The sequence below is a fragment of the Hafnia paralvei ATCC 29927 genome (assembly GCF_001655005.1).
In the GTDB taxonomy this organism is placed as follows: Bacteria; Pseudomonadota; Gammaproteobacteria; order Enterobacterales; family Enterobacteriaceae; genus Hafnia; species Hafnia paralvei.
Genome location: NZ_LXET01000054.1, coordinates 225294 through 243403 on the forward strand (window position 1 = coordinate 225294; position 18110 = coordinate 243403).

The 18110-nt window shown below is 47.3% G+C and carries 13 protein-coding genes and 1 tRNA gene; 6 read left to right on the plus strand and 8 right to left on the minus strand.

The genetic code is table 11. From position 1 onward, the window contains the following. Positions 1-143 precede the first annotated feature (143 nt). From M988_RS18265 to M988_RS18280, 4 genes are all read right to left on the minus strand, one after another. The gene (locus M988_RS18265; RefSeq protein ID WP_008814808.1) at positions 144-491 is read right to left on the minus strand and encodes a DUF4156 domain-containing protein; all 348 of its coding nucleotides are present in this window, start codon (positions 489-491) and stop codon (positions 144-146) included. A 234-nt stretch (positions 492-725) separates the two neighbouring features. Continuing rightward, positions 726-2369 (minus strand): chaperonin GroEL, encoded by a 1644-nt coding sequence (gene groL, locus M988_RS18270; protein ID WP_004093509.1) that lies wholly within the window; start codon positions 2367-2369, stop codon positions 726-728. 61 nt (positions 2370-2430) lie between these two features. Beyond that, positions 2431-2724: a co-chaperone GroES gene (locus M988_RS18275; RefSeq protein ID WP_008814807.1), complete on the minus strand. Its 294-nt coding sequence runs from the start codon at positions 2722-2724 to the stop codon at positions 2431-2433. Positions 2725-2959: 235 nt separating this feature from the next. Next, positions 2960-3466 carry an FxsA family protein gene (locus M988_RS18280; RefSeq protein ID WP_174705382.1) on the minus strand — a complete coding sequence of 169 codons (507 nt, stop codon included), beginning with the start codon at positions 3464-3466 and terminating at the stop codon, positions 2960-2962. A 365-nt stretch (positions 3467-3831) separates the two neighbouring features. Between M988_RS18280 and aspA the strand changes: the two genes are divergently transcribed. The 5 genes from aspA (at position 3832) to dicD (ending at position 9603) form a co-directional block, all read left to right on the plus strand. Continuing rightward, a complete protein-coding gene (gene aspA / locus M988_RS18285) occupies positions 3832-5268 on the plus strand; it encodes an aspartate ammonia-lyase (RefSeq protein ID WP_008814805.1) in 1437 nt (478 codons plus the stop codon). 236 nt (positions 5269-5504) lie between these two features. Next, positions 5505-6806: an anaerobic C4-dicarboxylate transporter gene (locus M988_RS18290; protein ID WP_008814804.1), complete on the plus strand. Its 1302-nt coding sequence runs from the start codon at positions 5505-5507 to the stop codon at positions 6804-6806. Between the two features lie 141 nt (positions 6807-6947). Then, entirely contained in the window at positions 6948-7298 is a 351-nt protein-coding gene (cutA, locus tag M988_RS18295; RefSeq protein ID WP_064575215.1) for a divalent cation tolerance protein CutA, read from the plus strand. Then, positions 7274-8968 carry a protein-disulfide reductase DsbD gene (locus M988_RS18300; RefSeq protein ID WP_064575217.1) on the plus strand — a complete coding sequence of 565 codons (1695 nt, stop codon included), beginning with the start codon at positions 7274-7276 and terminating at the stop codon, positions 8966-8968. The genes cutA and M988_RS18300 overlap by 25 nt, the downstream gene beginning before the upstream one ends. A 59-nt stretch (positions 8969-9027) precedes the next feature. Next, positions 9028-9603, plus strand: a complete 576-nt coding sequence (gene dicD / locus M988_RS18305) for a division control transcriptional repressor DicD (RefSeq protein WP_039188013.1) — start codon at positions 9028-9030, stop codon at positions 9601-9603. A gap of 87 nt (positions 9604-9690) precedes the next feature. On the opposite strand, the gene M988_RS18310 is transcribed toward dicD, so the two are convergent. Beyond that, complete coding sequence (locus M988_RS18310) at positions 9691-10338, minus strand: YfdX family protein (protein ID WP_064575218.1); 648 nt, start codon at positions 10336-10338, stop codon at positions 9691-9693. Between the two features lie 694 nt (positions 10339-11032). On the opposite strand from M988_RS18310, the gene M988_RS18315 reads away from it, so the two are divergent. Then, a tRNA-Phe gene (locus tag M988_RS18315) sits at positions 11033-11108 on the plus strand. A 336-nt stretch (positions 11109-11444) separates the two neighbouring features. Here M988_RS18315 and M988_RS18320 read toward each other — a convergent pair. The 3 genes from M988_RS18320 to M988_RS18330 form a co-directional block, all read right to left on the minus strand. After that, positions 11445-12386, minus strand: coding sequence for a VirK/YbjX family protein (locus M988_RS18320; protein ID WP_061059295.1), 942 nt, complete (start codon positions 12384-12386; stop codon positions 11445-11447). A gap of 351 nt (positions 12387-12737) precedes the next feature. Beyond that, positions 12738-15143 carry a virulence factor SrfC family protein gene (locus tag M988_RS18325; RefSeq protein ID WP_064575220.1) on the minus strand — a complete coding sequence of 802 codons (2406 nt, stop codon included), beginning with the start codon at positions 15141-15143 and terminating at the stop codon, positions 12738-12740. Beyond that, entirely contained in the window at positions 15143-18100 is a 2958-nt protein-coding gene (locus M988_RS18330; RefSeq protein WP_064575222.1) for a virulence factor SrfB, read from the minus strand. Before M988_RS18330 ends, M988_RS18325 begins: the two co-directional genes overlap by 1 nt. Between the last annotated feature and the right edge of the window lie 10 nt (positions 18101-18110).

The window sequence follows — 18110 nt, forward strand, 5'->3', positions numbered from 1 at the left end:
ATCCATTCATAGCGAAATTGTCTATGTAACGTACTAGTTAATGAATTGAAGAGGCAAGTTAAATATCGATATATGATGAATAATAGGCAATAAAAAAACCGGAGATGCATGCTCCGGTTTTTCGTGTGTCGCGTACCCGTCGATCAGTTCGGGCATTTATACACTTGGCCACTCATTTTACTGTCTAACGGTGCAAAGCCAGACCAGAAATTTTCGCTTGGGCTAACTGCGCCGTAGATTACGTTCCCGCCCATCGCTGCGGCTTTATTACGCAAATCATTTGCTGCGCCACGCATAGAGCTAGACTCGCCACCCTGCCCTGATAGCCAGTTGCTTTGGGAGCCAGTGACTTCGCCTAACAACTGACATTCAGTACCTGGCTTGGTGTCGGTGAATTTAATCTGCTGACCTGCGGTGTCCAGCTGTGTGGTTGAACTACAGCCAGCTAACAGCATCACTGCCGTCAGGCCCAATAAACCTTTAATCCGCATCTTCTTCCCCATTTAATGTGATCCCCATCATTGTTCGAATAGCCTATGCGTTGACTGCAACTCGAATTATCTAGGGCATAGAAAGTTCACGTTCAAATATTACCAGAATCAGGAAATTACGCTTATAAAAAAACAAAACCCCCGCCGAAGCGAGGGTTTTGTCGAATGCCTAGAGCAGCATTTCCTTAAGTCACTGGTATTGCAGCATAGCGGCAATGTGAGTGACAGAAGAAATTACATCATGCCGCCCATGCCACCCATACCGCCCATACCACCAGCGGCACCCATATCTGCTTTATCATCACGCAGATCGGTAACCATACATTCGGTAGTAATCATCAGGCCAGCGATAGACGCTGCGTACTGCAGAGCAGAACGAGTGACTTTGGTTGGGTCAAGAATACCCATTGCGATCATATCGCCGTACTCTTCAGAGTATGCATTATAACCGTAGCTGCCTTCGCCCGCTTTCACGTTGTTAGCGATAACAGAAGCTTCTTCACCGGCGTTGATAACGATCTGACGCAGAGGAGCTTCCATTGCGCGCAGCGCAACTTTGATACCTACGTTCTGATCTTCGTTAGCGCCTTTCAGACCAGCGATTTTGCCAGCAACACGGATCAGGGCAACACCACCACCAGCAACAACGCCTTCTTCTACCGCTGCGCGAGTTGCGTGCAGGGCGTCTTCAACGCGTGCTTTCTTCTCTTTCATTTCAACTTCGGTAGCTGCACCGACTTTAATTACTGCAACGCCGCCAGCCAGTTTAGCTACGCGCTCTTGCAGTTTTTCACGGTCGTAGTCAGAAGTTGCATCTTCGATCTGCTTACGGATCTGACCAACGCGGCCCTGAATTGCAGCTTCGTCACCGATACCATCGATGATGATAGTGGTGTCTTTGTTGATAACGATACGTTTAGCCTGACCCAGATCTTCCAGAGTTGCTTTTTCCAGCTCCATACCGATTTCTTCAGAAATTACGGTACCACCGGTCAGAGTTGCGATGTCTTGCAGCATGGCTTTACGACGGTCGCCAAAGCCAGGTGCTTTAACAGCAGCCACTTTCACGATGCCGCGCATGGTGTTAACCACCAGAGTCGCCAGCGCTTCGCCTTCAACATCTTCAGCAATGATCAGCAGAGGTTTGCCAGCTTTAGCAACGGCTTCCAGAACAGGCAGCATTTCGCGGATATTGGAGATTTTTTTGTCAGCCAGCAGAATGAACGGGCTTTCCAGTTCGATAGAACCGGTTTCTGGCTTGTTGATGAAGTATGGAGACAGGTATCCACGATCGAACTGCATACCTTCTACCACGTCCAGCTCGTCTTGCAGGCCGGTGCCTTCTTCAACGGTGATAACGCCTTCTTTGCCAACTTTTTCCATCGCTTCAGCGATCAGTTTACCCACGGTTTCGTCGGAGTTAGCAGAGATAGTCCCTACCTGAGCGATAGCTTTAGAATCAGAGCAAGGCACAGACAGTTTTTTCAGTTCTTCAACCGCAGCAACGACAGCTTTGTCGATACCACGTTTCAGATCCATTGGGTTCATGCCCGCAGCAACGGCTTTCAGACCTTCGTTGACGATAGCCTGAGCCAATACGGTTGCCGTGGTAGTACCGTCGCCCGCAGCGTCGTTCGCTTTAGAGGCAACTTCTTTAACCATCTGCGCACCCATGTTTTCGAATTTGTCTTCCAATTCGATTTCACGCGCTACAGATACGCCATCTTTAGTGATGGTCGGCGCACCGAAAGATTTATCCAGAACGACGTTACGGCCTTTAGGGCCCAGGGTCACTTTCACTGCGTCTGCCAGAACGTTCACGCCGCGCAGCATTTTCACACGTGCGTCGCTACCAAATTTTACGTCTTTAGCTGCCATTGTTCTTTCCTTTAAACTTATTCAGTTAAGAAGATTATGCGTTAATAAGAGGAAGCGGTTATTACGCTTCAACCACAGCCAGAATGTCGCTTTCGGACATGATCAACACTTCTTCATTGTCGATCTTTTCTGCTTTCACGCCGTAACCATCGTTGAAAATGACGATGTCGCCAACTTTAACGTCCAGCGGCTTAACTTCGCCGTTTTCCAGAATGCGGCCTTTACCTACAGCGACGATTTCGCCACGGGTAGATTTGCCAGCTGCAGAACCGGTCAGAACGATGCCGCCAGCAGATTTGGACTCGACTTCTTTACGCTTGACGATTACACGGTCATGCAATGGACGAATATTCATTGATAGCTCTCCTTTGAGAAGGTCCATATCGTTTAGGGTTGAACGCCGCAGCTTGAGGAATACCCTCCGCTCTCGGACTCGTGGTTACCAGATTGGGGCAACCAACACCCCCTTCAAGGGGGGACAAGTAAAAAAATTGTGTTTTTCTTCAACCTCTGCGACGCAGAGCCAGTAAAAGAAAAGGCGCGGCCGAAATGTGCCACGCCATTGCTGAGAAGGAAAGACTAATAGTCTGCTATTTGTCGTTTTTGTATTGGTCGTCTTCGTTGTCTAAACGATTATCCAATCGCGGGTGGCTCTCGTCTTTGCGTTCAAACTCACCATCAAAGGTATTGCCGCCTTGAGAACCATAAAAAGTGCCACCGCCAAAACCACCGCCCGAGCGAGAAAAACTGAAATAAGGCAGAAGTTTCAAGGTGAGATGCTTTTGCACCGGAGGCAAAATCAGCAACAGACCCAAGAAGTCAGTGAAAAAGCCTGGCAAGATCAAAAGAAAGCCAGCCATAACTAAAGAAACGCTTTTCACCATCTCCGCTGCGGGGCTCTCACCCATCGCCATTTTTTGCTGCATTTGCATCAGCGTTTTCATTCCCTGATGGCGAACCAGCGAAGCACCAAGGCAAGAGGTTAGAACAACGAGCAACAATGTCAGGGCAACCCCGAGCACTGCGGCAACCTTAATAAAAATAGATATTTCTATATAAACAAACAGAAATATCAGCATGAGCGGTAACCAACGCAACATCGTTCTCCTAAATTACAGTGCTTTCTAATGAGTAGTATTACATTAAAGAACAACTGAAATAGTTAAAATTTAAAATCGTATATGTCAAAAAACAGTCTATATATGAGAAGTGGTGGCATTTTATACGTTTTCAACCCTATAACTCTTGTGGGTTATTTTCTTTATCTGTGAGTGTAGTCACAGATATGTAAACGACTGAAACTAGAAGCGCCATATAGTGATCTGGGTTCATGCTTTTCCACGCCAGCAGCATATGATCAGCCACAGAACAGAGAGGACGGATGATCCTTTCGAATTTGAAAATCTAAACGATATAAATCCATTAGCAAGTTTACTATTCGGCATCTATAAAGAAGGTTCTTATGTCAAACAACATTCGTATTGAAGAAGACCTGTTAGGCACCCGTGAAGTTCCAGCAGACGCTTATTATGGTGTTCATACTCTGCGTGCAATCGAAAACTTTTATATCAGCAACAACAAAATCAGTGATATCCCTGAATTTGTTCGCGGCATGGTAATGGTTAAAAAAGCTGCGGCGTTGGCGAATAAAGAGTTACACACAATTCCACGCAAAATTGCCGATACGATTATTCAGGCTTGCGATGAAGTATTGAACAACGGTAAGTGCATGGATCAGTTCCCTGTTGACGTATATCAGGGCGGTGCAGGTACTTCAGTCAATATGAACACTAACGAAGTATTGGCCAATATCGGTCTGGAACTGATGGGGCATCAGAAAGGTGAATACCAGTACCTGAACCCTAATGACCACCTGAACAAATGCCAATCCACCAACGATGCCTATCCTACCGGTTTCCGTATCGCAGTGTATTCATCCATCATGAAACTGCTGGATGCAATCAACCAACTGCGTGAAGGTTTCGACCGTAAAGCAAAAGAATTCGAAAACATTCTGAAGATGGGTCGTACCCAGTTGCAGGATGCGGTTCCTATGACTTTAGGTCAGGAATTCAAAGCGTACAGCGTGTTGCTGAAAGAAGAAGTGAAAAACCTGCAGCGTACCTCCGAGCTGCTGCTGGAAGTGAACTTAGGTGCAACAGCTATCGGTACCGGCCTGAACACGCCAGAAGGTTACTCTCAGCTTGCAGTGCAGAAACTGTCTGAAGTCAGTGGTCTGCCATGCTCTGTAGCGGAAGACTTAATCGAAGCAACCTCAGACTGTGGCGCATATGTCATGGTTCACGGTGCTCTGAAGCGTCTGGCAGTTAAACTGTCTAAAATCTGTAACGACCTACGTTTACTCTCTTCTGGCCCACGTACCGGTTTGAACGAAATTAACCTGCCAGAACTGCAAGCAGGCTCTTCTATCATGCCGGCTAAAGTGAACCCAGTCGTTCCTGAAGTCGTCAACCAGCTGTGCTTCAAAGTTATCGGTAACGATACAACGGTGACCATGGCCGCTGAAGCTGGCCAGTTGCAGCTGAACGTTATGGAACCTGTTATCGGTCAGGCGATGTTTGAATCCATCTCCATTCTGACTAACGGCTGCTATAACCTGCTGGAAAAATGCATCAACGGTATCACCGCTAACAAAGAAGTGTGTGAGAGCTATGTATTTAACTCCATCGGTATCGTGACTTACCTGAATCCATTTATCGGCCACCACAACGGTGATATCGTTGGTAAAATCTGTGCCGAAACAGGTAAAAACGTGCGTGAAGTTGTTCTAGAACGTGGTCTGTTGACCGAAGCGGAACTGGACGACATCTTCTCTGTTGAGAACCTGATGCACCCTGCTTATAAAGCAAAACGTTACACTGACGAAAGCGAACAATAATAAAGTTCGCTAGTCGAGCTCAGGCACGTCTGTCCCTTGGTCAGCCGTGCCTTTTTATTGCAACCGACATACTTAAAACAAGAATTACACCCGATGTCATTGGGTTGCAGCGAAGCGATGAATGAGAGCGTCCAGAATCACCTACATCCGTAAGTGTTTGTGGAGAACGAACTTCGCCCAAGCAGCAGCTTTAAGGACAAAAGGAATATTATCGTTACATCTTGAGGAGAAACACTATGTTAGTCTTGGAGCTGGTGATCGTACTGCTCGCCATATTTTTAGGTGCCAGACTGGGGGGCATCGGAATAGGGTTCGCTGGTGGCTTAGGGGTTTTAGTCCTTGCCATGATCGGCGTTAAACCGGGCAACATTCCCTTCGACGTTATTTCAATCATCATGGCCGTTATCGCCGCAATCTCTGCCATGCAGGTTGCCGGTGGTATGGACTATCTTGTTCACCAAACCGAAAAACTGCTGCGTAAGAATCCTAAATACATCACGATTCTAGCGCCGATTGTTACCTATTTTCTGACTATCTTTGCAGGTACAGGGAACATTTCGCTGTCTGCACTACCGGTTATCGCCGAAGTGGCAAAAGAACAAGGCATTAAACCATGCCGCCCTCTTTCCACCGCCGTAGTTTCAGCTCAGATCGCGATTACTGCATCCCCTATCTCAGCCGCTGTGGTTTATATGTCTTCTGTAATGGAAGGCCATGGTGTTAGTTACATCCACCTGCTCATGGTCGTTATTCCATCAACCTTCTTAGCAGTACTCGTGATGTCTCTCATCGTATCTTGGTGTTTTGACTCCAAACTGTCTGACGATCCTGTTTACCAGAAGCGTTTGTCCGAGGGTCTGATTGAACTGCGTGGCGATAAGCAAGTGGTTATCAAACCTCGTGCGAAAAGCTCCGTATGGCTGTTCCTGCTGGGCGTTGTGTGCGTAGTTTGCTATGCCATCATCAATAGCCCAAGTCTGGGTCTGGTGGAAAAACCACTGATGAACACCACCAACGCGATCCTGATCATCATGTTGAGCGTTGCAACCCTGACGACTATTCTGTGTCGTGTTGAAACTGACAGCATCCTGAACTCTAGCACCTTCAAAGCAGGTATGAGCGCATGTATCTGTATTCTGGGTGTAGCGTGGCTGGGGGATACTTTCGTTCAAGCCAACCTTGAGTGGATCAAAGAAACTGCAGGTACTGTCATCCAGTCTCATCCTTGGTTGCTGGCAGTCATCTTCTTCTTCGCTTCTGCTCTGCTTTACTCACAGGCAGCAACGGCTAAAGCGCTGATGCCAATGGCACTGGCTCTGAACGTTTCTCCTCTGACCGCAGTCGCGTCTTTCGCAGCGGTTTCTGGCCTGTTTATTCTGCCAACCTACCCAACGCTGGTTGCTGCAGTCCAGATGGATGACACCGGTACAACTCGCATCGGGAAATTGGTCTTCAACCATCCATTCTTCATCCCTGGCACTATCGGCGTAGCACTGTCTGTTATCTTCGGCTTCGTGCTGGGTAGCGTAATGCTGTAAGCCCTCTTAGCTTCAAACTCGAAAAGGACGCCAAGGCGTCCTTTTCTTATTCTGCAAACTCACACCTCGCTGTACTGACAATCTCCGCCCACACAAGGTATAGTGTTGATTCAAAATCATCCACGGTGAGGTCTAGCTTAGATGTCAGATACAGAAAAGTCACAGCTCGAAACCATCACAGATGCCATCGTGGTGCTCTGTACTGCGCCAGATGAGGCCTGTGCTCAGCAGTTAGCTTCGCTAGCGCTTAGCGAAAAATTGGCCGCCTGCGTCACACTGCTACCCGGCGCATCCTCCATGTATTACTGGGAAGGAAAACTGGAACAGGAATATGAAGTCCAGATGATTTTGAAAAGCGAACGCTCATATCAGGAAGCGCTTCTCAACTTCCTGAAACAGCATCATCCATACCAAACCCCTGAGCTTTTAGTTCTACCAGTTCACGCGGGAGATAAAGATTACCTGTCATGGCTCAACGCTTCTTTACGCTAGTTTTTCTGTTTTTATGCACTCTGTTTCCGGCACATGCGGCGCTATTTGATAGTAAAACGCAGTTCGTGCCGGTCGATCAGGCATTTGCCTTTGATTTTAAACAACAAGAACACAAACTCGACCTAAGCTGGCAAATCAAATCCGGCTATTACCTTTACCGTCAGCAAATTAAAATCGAACCTCGTCAGGCAACGCTCAACGACTTCACCTTACCTACCGGTATTGAGCATCATGATGAGTTCTACGGTAAAACCGCCATTTTTAAAGATGCGCTAACGCTGAATCTGCTGCTGCAAAACGCTGATAAAGGTGCCAGTCTTATCGTCACCTATCAAGGTTGCGCTGAGGCAGGCTTCTGCTATCCGCCTGAAACCAAAACCATCCCGCTAGACTCGGTAGCTCCGCTCAACGCAGATGCTTCATCAGGCATCACACCGATATCTGAGCCTGCAACACCGTCTTTACCCTTCTCCCCGCTTTGGGCTTTATTAATTGGGATTGGTATTGCATTCACCCCTTGCATACTTCCGATGTACCCGCTGATTTCCGCTATTATTCTTGGGCAAGATCGTCAACAAAGCTATCGAAGAATATTCGTTTTATCACTGGTATACGTACAGGGGATGGCGCTGACATACACCTTGCTCGGCATGGTCGTTGCCGCTGCGGGATTGCAGTTCCAAGCAGCATTCCAACATCCTTATGTTCTCATTGGGCTATCTGTTTTATTCGTACTACTGGCGCTGTCGATGTTTGGTATGTTCACTTTGCAACTGCCTTCGTCGCTGCAAACTCGCCTCACGCTCTGGAGCAACAAACAGCGCAGTGGTTCGCTGGCTGGCGTATTCGTCATGGGCGCACTCGCTGGACTCATCTGCTCCCCATGTACCACGGCACCGCTGAGTGCAATCCTGCTGTACATCGCACAACGTGGCAACACGTTGGCCGGTGGCGGGACGCTGTATCTCTACGCATTAGGCATGGGTATACCGCTTATCTTAGTGACAACATTTGGCAACCGTTTACTGCCACGCAGTGGCCCATGGATGCAATACGTCAAAGAAGCTTTTGGTTTCGTGATTCTGGCCTTACCGGTATTCCTGCTGGAGCGCATCCTTGGTGATGAGTGGGGCTTACGCCTCTGGTCATTACTGGGAGTCGCTTTCTTTGGCTGGGCATTTGCACTCAGTTTAAAATCGTCCCATCGATTCGCACGCATTATGCAAATCGCCATGTTCGGCGCGGCGCTTATTTGCTCACGTCCCCTGCAGGACTGGGCATTCGGCAGCACGTCACAAACTGCGATTGCTCACCTTCCATTCCAAAAGATCAATAATATCAGTGAACTGAATCATGCGTTGGCGACAGCAAAAGCAGAAAATAAGCCAGTTATGCTCGACTTGTACGCAGACTGGTGTGTCGCCTGTAAAGAGTTTGAAAAATACACGTTTAGCGACCCAAGTGTGCGCCAACAACTGTCCGATACGGTGCTATTGCAGGCCGATGTCACCGCAAATAACGCAGAACATGCGGCTCTGCTCAAGCATTTAAATGTTTTAGGTTTACCGACGATTCTGTTCTACAACGCACAGGGGCAAGAGCAGCCACAACAACGTGTTACTGGGTTTATGCAGGCCAGCGAATTCAACGCACATTTGCACAATCGCTAACCATCAACGACACTGAGGATCCGATCGTGAAAGATCCGCATATTAGACAGGAGGATCGCGTGCAACGAGAACTCGTGCTCAGCCAGGTGCTCAGCCTGCTGGAACAACAGGGACTAGCGACAACTACCTTGGAAAGATTGGCTCCGCAGCTTGATATTGCTAAGGAAGAGCTAGTCCGTTTTTGGCCAGATCGTGAAGCCCTGCTTTACGACAGTTTGCGCTACCACGCACAGCAAATTGATACTTGGCGTCGGCAAGTGTTGCTAGACGAATCACTCTCTGCGCGGGATAAAATTTTAGCGCGCTATCATGTCTTGGCCGAGTGTGTGCAGCAACAACGCTATCCTGGCTGCTTGTTTATCGCGGCCTGTAGCTTCTTTCCAGAAGACGATCATCCGATTCACCAGCTCGCCGAACAGCAAAAAACAGCCTCTTACGAGTTCACCCTAGCGCTGTTGCAAGATATTGATATGGATGACCCTGAAATGGTCGCTCATCAGATGGAGCTCGTTCTGGAAGGTTGTTTAAGCCGCCTATTAGTGAAACGCCAACTAAAAGATGTCGAAACAGCACGCCGTCTAGCCGAGGATATCTTGCAGATCGCACGCTGTCGTCGTAATGGTGCGTTGAGCTAACGCTCAGTAGCACCAAACACATACGAATAAGCCACCCTGAGCGAAGGGTGGCTTATTTGAAGGTAGGAGAATACGAACAGAACCGAATTAGTTAGCGTCAACCAGTGTTACGCTATCGGTGATAATGCCGTCTTCAGCGCCTTTCAGAGCCAAATTAGCTTCATAATATTTGCCATCTTTCAGCAGTTGCTGAGCTTTTTTCACTGCCTGCTGAGTTTGTTTCAGTGGCATCAGATATTGAGTTTCAGTTACGCCAACGCCGGCCAAACGCAGCTCTTCCATTGCCCCTTTATGATCGCCTTTCTTGAATTTAGCATTAGCGCTATCAATGGCTTTCTGTTTTTCAGGGGTCGCAACAAAATCTTCAGCCAATGAGATAGAGGCGTTGATGACCACATAGTTATCACCCGCCAGCGGCGTTTTCTTATCGGTCTTGATGAACTCTTTCCAGTTGGTGCTATCGTCAGACAGTAGAGTATTTGCTTGATTTACCAGTTTCTGCGCAACGTCTGGATAGCCGCGGAATAAGGACACGCGGGCATATTGCACATCACGCATGGCATTAAAGCCTTGCTGAGCGACTTTCGCGACCTCTTTAGCTTGTTGAGCCGTCAGCACGTTGGTACTTACAGTGGTGGTGGTTGCTGCCGGCGCTGTGGCTGCAGAATCAGCGGCCCAGGTAAAAGTTGACATCATGGCAAGAGAAAGCGCGGTTGCTGTAAGTATACGTTTCATAATTATCACACCTGATTTCATTTATATTATTCGGTTATGCGCTCCCTATCAAAAAGGGAGACTCGCAATCAACGAAATCAAGGTTATATATCGCCAACGATGGCTGTCAACGCACTGGAATTAAAGGCATTTTTTGTAAAATAAGCATGACATCTCGAGGTATAAATAATTTACAGCCTATCGTTAAGTATTTAAATTCATTACAAAAGGATAAAAAATCGTCGAGCAACAGGGTCAAATTAGCACCTAACCTATTGTTAAAAAACAAAAATAACTAAAAAACCTATCGTCAAAAAAAGTAAACCGACATCAATATTAGCTCTCTACATCAGATGTATTTACTCGCTACACACATAAAAGAATCAAAATAGGATTCTAATATATAAAATTTAGTTCCATGTTCTCTCGTGCCATATAGTTTCCACCTCTGCAGCCAGCTGAAAAATATCCCACGTAATTTTATGTCAGCCTTAAATGTCATCTTTTATCAACTCACGCAGGGCTTTTTAGTATCTAAGTAAACAAACACCCCCCCTGACCAGCCAATTTTTAAAGAGAAAAAGCAAAACGTCCTCTGACATGGCGCACATTTCATGCAAAACAACTAAAAACGACGAAACATTAGGCAACTGAGCAAACTATTGAAGAAATTACGTTGACGCCACCGCACAGATCCAGTTTAATACGCCCCGTTGCCCGGATAGCTCAGTCGGTAGAGCAGGGGATTGAAAATCCCCGTGTCCTTGGTTCGATTCCGAGTCCGGGCACCACTATTTAGAAAAACCCGCCTATGGCGGGTTTTTTGCTTTTAAACACACCAATCCTTTCTGATGCCTTCTCCGAGTACAATTTTTCTAGATTCACAGGATCATTGATTGCTCTGTACCCTCGTTCAAATATGAAAAATCCCTGTGACTAATAAATGAGATACCTGGCCTACGTGATTAAATAATCAGTTTTAGAATGAATGCTGATTATTTAAGAAACTAAGATATTCAAACCTGACACAGGACATACAGAACGGCACTTATTCAATTTCTCTAGATAAAGAAAAACCCGCCATTGGCGGGTTTGATATGAATCTATCATGGGGAAAACTTAGCGCACTAAGACTGCTCACTAAATACCGCTTCGGGAGGCACTGTAACCGCCGATTGTCCTACGGCATGGCTAGCTAAACAGCGAGCTACTGAATCTGTGGTTTGTCCACGCAGAGCTTCACGTTTGCGGAAAGCGGAGCGGTGCTGGCTCTTCACCGTTTCAATATCACGCTCTGGTTCACTTTTGGGTAAATAGAACCATCCTTCCCTATCTATCTCGCCGCCACACTCCAGCCAGAAGCTATCATAACTGGATTTTAAACGCTGGCTTTTAATATGTGCTTTATTAGATATGCCAACAATTGATGAAACACCCAGTGATTGAGCGATCGCATACAGCGCAGAGATAAGTAAATTCTTTGGTCGCATGCCATGCATCAGCTTGGTCATGCTTTTAACTAGTTCAGCTGCATTTTCCGAAGCAGGACCCTGTAATCCACTTACAAATAGCTCGCCTTTATCACCGAATGAAAACGTTAAGCCGTATACTTCCTGCTGCTGTTCATTAAACAGATATAGACCTAAATCGCCTTCACGCGTGAACTTAGAACGCATGAGCTTAAGCTGAGCGAAGTCTCCGCTTTTAAGCTCAATATCAGCCAGCACAATTCCTTCGTTCGTCGGAGAATAAATTTTCTCAAGAGCCTGATGTGAAAAGCTATTCTCAATCATATTGAGCGTAGACATCGCCGTTCTCAGTTTCTGTTTACCAGACCAAGTACGGTTGAGGTATTTATTGACCGGACGTTTGATAAAAGGATGTGCGATCGTATTAGTCACATGATTCAATAACTGCGAACTATAATAATCACGGCACATTTTTTTATATTTAATATATTTAAACGTCGGTAATGCGGCAATACGGCAACCAAGTTTAACAGCATCATACCCGCTGTTCAGAGAACGCCATAAGCTGCTCTGGTGCCGCCATTTTTTGAAAAAGCTCATATTGGCCCCAACAAATTAATAATAGTTATATAACCCAGCTGCAGATGGCTCCCTGTGGCAGATCTGATAGGCGGGGGAAGCTGAGATCGAAGTAACCCTAAGTTTGAGCTATACGAACTCAACCAAACATAAACAAAAGGTGGATTATAGAGGTTGAAGTGTAAGTCCAAGAGAATATAGCGGTATTATTCTATCCAGCAAGTAAAAATAGCGACACAATATCTCGATGAGTATGTTTAACGACGTGATCGAATACCACTTGATAACAACGGGTTGTCCTGACTGAGCAACGTAGACATACCCTGTTTGCGATCCTATCTAAGAGAGAGCGGCCTCATAAGAGGCCACGTCTTAATCAGCAATAGAAGCGACAATATTTTTTATCTGCTGTTGCTGTTGCTGGTGCTGGCTAAGCTCATGTGCTGAAGAATAACCTTTATTTTGGATAATCACTTCACTTAAGCCCACCAGCCAATCGTAAATATAGAATCCCGTATTATTAGATGGCATGACTGAAAGCTTAGTTAAACGCAAAGAGTCTCCCCAGCTCGCCGTTTTCATCGCAGGTGGTTTCGCAAAGAGCTTTTGTCCACGGTTTACACGGCTATCAGGCCGCAATGATTCGGGTATTTGCTGGAAGCCTAACCATGCGACAAAATCGCCTAGCACGCTTAATACGCGTGAAACCTGACGATCCACCAGCATATCTACCCTTGTGCCTTCATTCTCAATCCCTGACAACGCTTGTGATAAAGTCGAGGCAATATGCATACGCACACTGGCCGTTATCAACTCTTGTGACAGTAGTTCTAACTCTGATTTACCCAGACCCAGCAAGGCTAGTAACGATTCATTCTCCGCCAAATTGCGCAGATGGTTAATCCAATATTGATAAGCTTGATTGGCAAAATTGGCCTCGGTTTGCGCTTCTGATGTTACGAAATCAGTCTCAGGAACAAAGTCAGCGACCAAATCGATATTCATCTCAATGCCAAACGGATCGCCATGCATAATTGGCAATACGCTATCGCTGTGGTTCCCCGAAACAACGGCACAGTTCGCCTGATTATTTAGCTGTAGATACAGTCTACGCAGTTCATCCCGAGTGGGTAATAAGCGTTCGAGTAGCTCACCATGTACTCCGGTTCGGTTTTGTAGCGCCTTAAGCAACGTCTGGGATATTCGAAGTTTCTCTTTTTCCTCTTCTTCCTCATCCAGCGCTAACCAGTTGCCTAACAGATGATCAGCCAGCTCACGCCGCAGCGATTCTAACCTCAGATTCAGACGTCTCAGAGTAGTCTCGCTGTTCACCTCCGTAGCTAAATAATCCACCATGCGACGAACACCGCTTTTATCGGTCACTAGCATCGACCCCCAGCTCTCACCTGGCAAACCCACATATCGCTGAACGGCGTCGTCGTAGCTCTTATTCTGGGTTACGCGCAGGTCAAACGGCGTAAGCGCCCAAATCAACGTAGGTTTACGCTGCTCTGTATCTCCTAACGTGCTTTTTGTCCAATGAGCCAGAATTTTGCCCACTGACTGCGTCGTGGTTTTTTCACCGACCGCGGTACATACCATTAATGCACCAAGCTGTTGGTTATCAGCATAGCGTTCTAATAAACCCTGTGTTTTAGCTCGTTGCAAAATGCCGTTCAGTGAGGATGAAGGTTCATATTCTCTTTCCAGAGAGCGACCAATGCCGGGAAAATCCAGCACGTCAGTCTGCTGAAATAGTGGTTCCCGAGCTGCGCCAGCTAAAGGCAGCGTGATTTCAAATGTCAGCAGCGCCAGTTCAGCAATGGAAAGTTCTACTGGTTTCGCTGTTTTGCGGTTGATGAGTGGACAAACCTGTACGCTAAAATCAAGCGGCGAGTTGGCATTTTCCAGCACTTCAGGGCTCAATATCCCTTCGGCTGGCAGCTGCATATCATCCACCAGAACGCTTAACGGAACCGCGACTTTCTCCGCACAGGATAAACGCTGTAAAATATGGCTAAAGCTGGCATAGGCCGACGTCAGTTCGTCTACGCCATTCCACAGCAGTGAGAACAATCGGGCGCGATGATCTACGCTCAAATACGGCGCAAGCCTTACCGCCGATGGCCAAAAATCACGGTTCATCCGTTTGCCACGTGAGCCAATGCGGCGATTTACCGCATCCCACAGCGCGACAACATCATATTCGCTCAATCCCGCCACAATGTCCGGCTGACGCAACGTTGAGAGAGCCGCTAAATGCTCGTCGATAACACCTTCATCCAGTTCTTGATAGTCAAACTCTGATGAGAAATCATTGATAAACGCATCAACCAGCATTTTGGCGATTTCATATTCTTTCAACAACGCCAGCTCAACAGGGTAATCATGATTATCTATACCCCTGCGGCGAGAGAATCGAGTGACGATACCGCAATCCAGATTTCCGGGGTTGATATGAGTGAGAAAGTCCAGCGTGCGCCCCGCCAAATAGATTTCTAACCGCCCATTTTCATTTGCAACTAGCGCGTGGATCAAATGTGATTTACCCGCCTGAGACAGCCCCCAAAAACCAATACTTGGCGGGCTTTGTGGCGAACTCTGTAAAGCCGTGAGCTGATGATGACAGCGATAAAGTTTTACTCGCAGGCTATCTGCTTCGATATTCAACCGAGGTGAGTGTTCGCGCGCGTTATCCACCCAATCAATTGCCTGAGTCACGCTATGCGCAATCGTCTGTAACTGGCTATTTATCTGCTTTGCATTCAATGATTTCATTAGCTAAATACGCTCCCACTGTCGATCCAATAATGGGCGCTATCCGATAAGGTATTTAATTGCAGTTTTAAATGGTGCAAAGGTACCGAACTGCCATCATCAAGTTTTACATCAGAAAGGGCAAAGCACTCAGGGCCTTGCTCATCGTTCATCGCTACCACGGCGAGCTTCACATACAACACACTTTCGCCAGCGACTTTGCGCGCCAGTTGCTGGTCAGTAATGGATAACCGATACAGCGGTGAAGCAGGCCAACGATCGTTATCTAATTGACGAAATCCAAGGCATAACGGACCGCGCATCTGAAAAACGTTGTCGCTTGGCAGCACAAATTTGGGATCATCAAGATCGATATCGCTGTAGCACACATCGTTGCTCATTAATGCTTGATGGTTATCAAGCATGCCCAAATAACGCACCGTTGAATATGGCTGAAAATCACCGGCCTTACAGTTAAAACTCGCTAAGCGTAAATTCACCGCTAACAGGCAAATCATGGCGCCAACGGCCGCCGTTGACTTCGGATTATCTATGCGTCCACGTTTGTTAAATGGATACCACTCGCTGGTGTGATAACCTTCAAGCGGCAAAATTCGGTTGATTGGCAGCGGTTGAAGATGACGGAACAATGCCTGAATACCAGGAAATCGCGACGGTCTACCGGTCAGTAGTAATACATCGCAGGAATACAGCGCGACCACTTCGCATAACGAACGCAGGTTTTGCGTAATACGCATGCGCGGAGAAAGAAACTCAGCATGTAGCTTACTTAGTTTCAGAATGAGCGGCACCTGTAAAACATCGAATGGAGCGGCGTCGGTAGGCTGGGCCCGTTGCACATCATTATTGATATAGTTCAGTACGGTATCCGTTGGCTGCTGGCTTAACAGTTCGCCAAAGGTAGTATCAATCTCAGCGCCGCTATCGAGAGGATCGTAGCCTTCATAACGCTCCAGAATAGCGCGCCCGATAGGACTAAAGAGCTGCAAGGTAGCTTGCTGTCGCAGCACGGATATACCTTCACCGCCAAACAGTTTCGCCATCCGCTCATCTGCATCTATCACGCCCGCTTTCCTGCATGCAGTCTGCAACGCTGGCAATACATATAGACGAATGACATCTAACAAAATGTCATCTCCTGCCAGTTTAAAACCTTCACGGAATAACAGCCGTGGCGTTATTTTGACATTGCTTCCTGCTCCATCATCTAAACGATACTGTGTGATCGCCAAATCTGTTGTGCCGCCACCAATATCGATTGACGCGATACGTAATGTTTTGCCCACGGTTTCCCCTTCAGCCAGCTCACGATCGGCGCGAGCCTGACTGGCAAAGAATTCTTCAGTGCGCCCGCCAAAGTTAACCTGTGTTTCGTTATAGAGATAAACCATCTGTCCACAGGTGGCCTCATCCCACTCCATCTGAACATCAGGAACGGGAACCGTGCTTTTTACGCGATCGTTTTCATGGGTAAAGTCATCGTCAGCGGGATGCCAGCCCATGCTTTTCCATACCAGACCGATAGCCTGAACCATGCGCCGACGGAAGATTTCGCGCTCTGGTTTCGGCATTGCAGAAGGCAACGTCAGGATAATACTGCGTAGCTGGCGCGGAGCCGCTGAGTGCGTCATTTTTAAACGCTGGGCGACGCTGTTTATCTGCATCAACGCCTGTGCCAACAATTCAGAAAGCATGAACGTCATCAGCGAACTACGGCTGTAGTGCGCGGAAAAGACAGGGAGACGCTCATCTAAAGGCTGTTCGTATAGCGGCTGGCCTTCGTCATTGATCAGGAAAGTCAGCGGCAGCGCGGTTGCTAACGTCTCTTGCTGCGTTTGCTCCAGTGAATTAAAACGCCAACCATGCATGTACTGCTCTTCATCCCACAGGTAGCGACGCGGACTGGAAAGCCCAGTCGATCCTTCCGTTCCCACCCTCTGTAGCGCCATACGGCTGGCCTCTCGACCGACACGCACGATCGATGGCCAAATAAATGCTTGTTCACGTCCACTTTCAACAGAGAAATTACGCTTGCCAAATTCAGCCTGTGCAAACTCAACTCGACTGTCGAACAGTTCGTTATACACGTAATGCGGCTGGCTCATGTCACGTAGCTGTAGCTCGTAGGTCTGCTTTAGCCCATTATGCTCATCGAGATGATCTTCAACCAAAATTCCACAGGTGTGGGAGTTACCAACATCCATAATTAGATCGACATGCACAGTCGGTTCTTGCAGCGTATTGGTATTCATTTTAATCGTTGGCACATTCAACTGATGACCCAATAAATGCAGTAAATTCAGGTAGTGCGCCTGATACTCAAACTCGCGTAGCGCGGTTTGGATACCGACCGAATGACGATCTTCCTGCTGCGTAACCTGCTGAATGAACACTTCACGCAGCCAACCATCCACCCAAGTAAGATCCAGAAATTCGCCCAGTTCTTCACTGCGATATGCCAATGCAAATCCAGCGCCGGTTTTCACATCATTTTCACTTGGCGCGAGCGATTCTGCATTGTGAATATCGGCATAAACCGCCGTATCAAACGCCATGCACAGGCGATAGGTATTGCCATCACGATCGGGTTCATCTAACGCTAAAATCTGCATTCGTGCCCAATTGTCTGGCCCCCCTAAGAAAGTACGCGGCGGATTGAATCGGAAAAATGGCAGCGGCAACCAGATTTTATTGAGTAGCCGCAGAGAATGCTCTAGAGGAATACTCGACTCGGGTTTTACTCGCTCCGGCTGAGCCCCTGCAGGAGCAGGCAGCCAATAGGTGTCAGTTTCAGCATTGTGCAGTAAACGTAGCAATGGGCCATTTGCGGTTTGGCGAACAAACTTTCCCGGTAGCTCAGAGGAAAAATTGGGCTTTAAGGCAAAGTCTAAAAACTGGATGCCGCTGTTCTGAATGAGTGCAACCTGATGTTTATAATCGGAAATTGTGGCTAACATGGTTTATTCA

Coding starts and splice junctions, on each gene's coding strand:
- M988_RS18320 (WP_061059295.1), bottom strand. CDS start 12,386: ATGAGCTTTTTCAAAAAATGGCGGCACCAGAGCAGCTTATGGCGTTCT.
- M988_RS18325 (WP_064575220.1), bottom strand. CDS start 15,143: ATGAAATCATTGAATGCAAAGCAGATAAATAGCCAGTTACAGACGATT.
- M988_RS18265 (WP_008814808.1), bottom strand. CDS start 491: ATGCGGATTAAAGGTTTATTGGGCCTGACGGCAGTGATGCTGTTAGCT.
- aspA (WP_008814805.1), top strand. CDS start 3,832: ATGTCAAACAACATTCGTATTGAAGAAGACCTGTTAGGCACCCGTGAA.
- cutA (WP_064575215.1), top strand. CDS start 6,948: ATGTCAGATACAGAAAAGTCACAGCTCGAAACCATCACAGATGCCATC.
- M988_RS18275 (WP_008814807.1), bottom strand. CDS start 2,724: ATGAATATTCGTCCATTGCATGACCGTGTAATCGTCAAGCGTAAAGAA.
- M988_RS18290 (WP_008814804.1), top strand. CDS start 5,505: ATGTTAGTCTTGGAGCTGGTGATCGTACTGCTCGCCATATTTTTAGGT.
- M988_RS18330 (WP_064575222.1), bottom strand. CDS start 18,100: ATGTTAGCCACAATTTCCGATTATAAACATCAGGTTGCACTCATTCAG.
- M988_RS18300 (WP_064575217.1), top strand. CDS start 7,274: ATGGCTCAACGCTTCTTTACGCTAGTTTTTCTGTTTTTATGCACTCTG.
- M988_RS18310 (WP_064575218.1), bottom strand. CDS start 10,338: ATGAAACGTATACTTACAGCAACCGCGCTTTCTCTTGCCATGATGTCA.
- groL (WP_004093509.1), bottom strand. CDS start 2,369: ATGGCAGCTAAAGACGTAAAATTTGGTAGCGACGCACGTGTGAAAATG.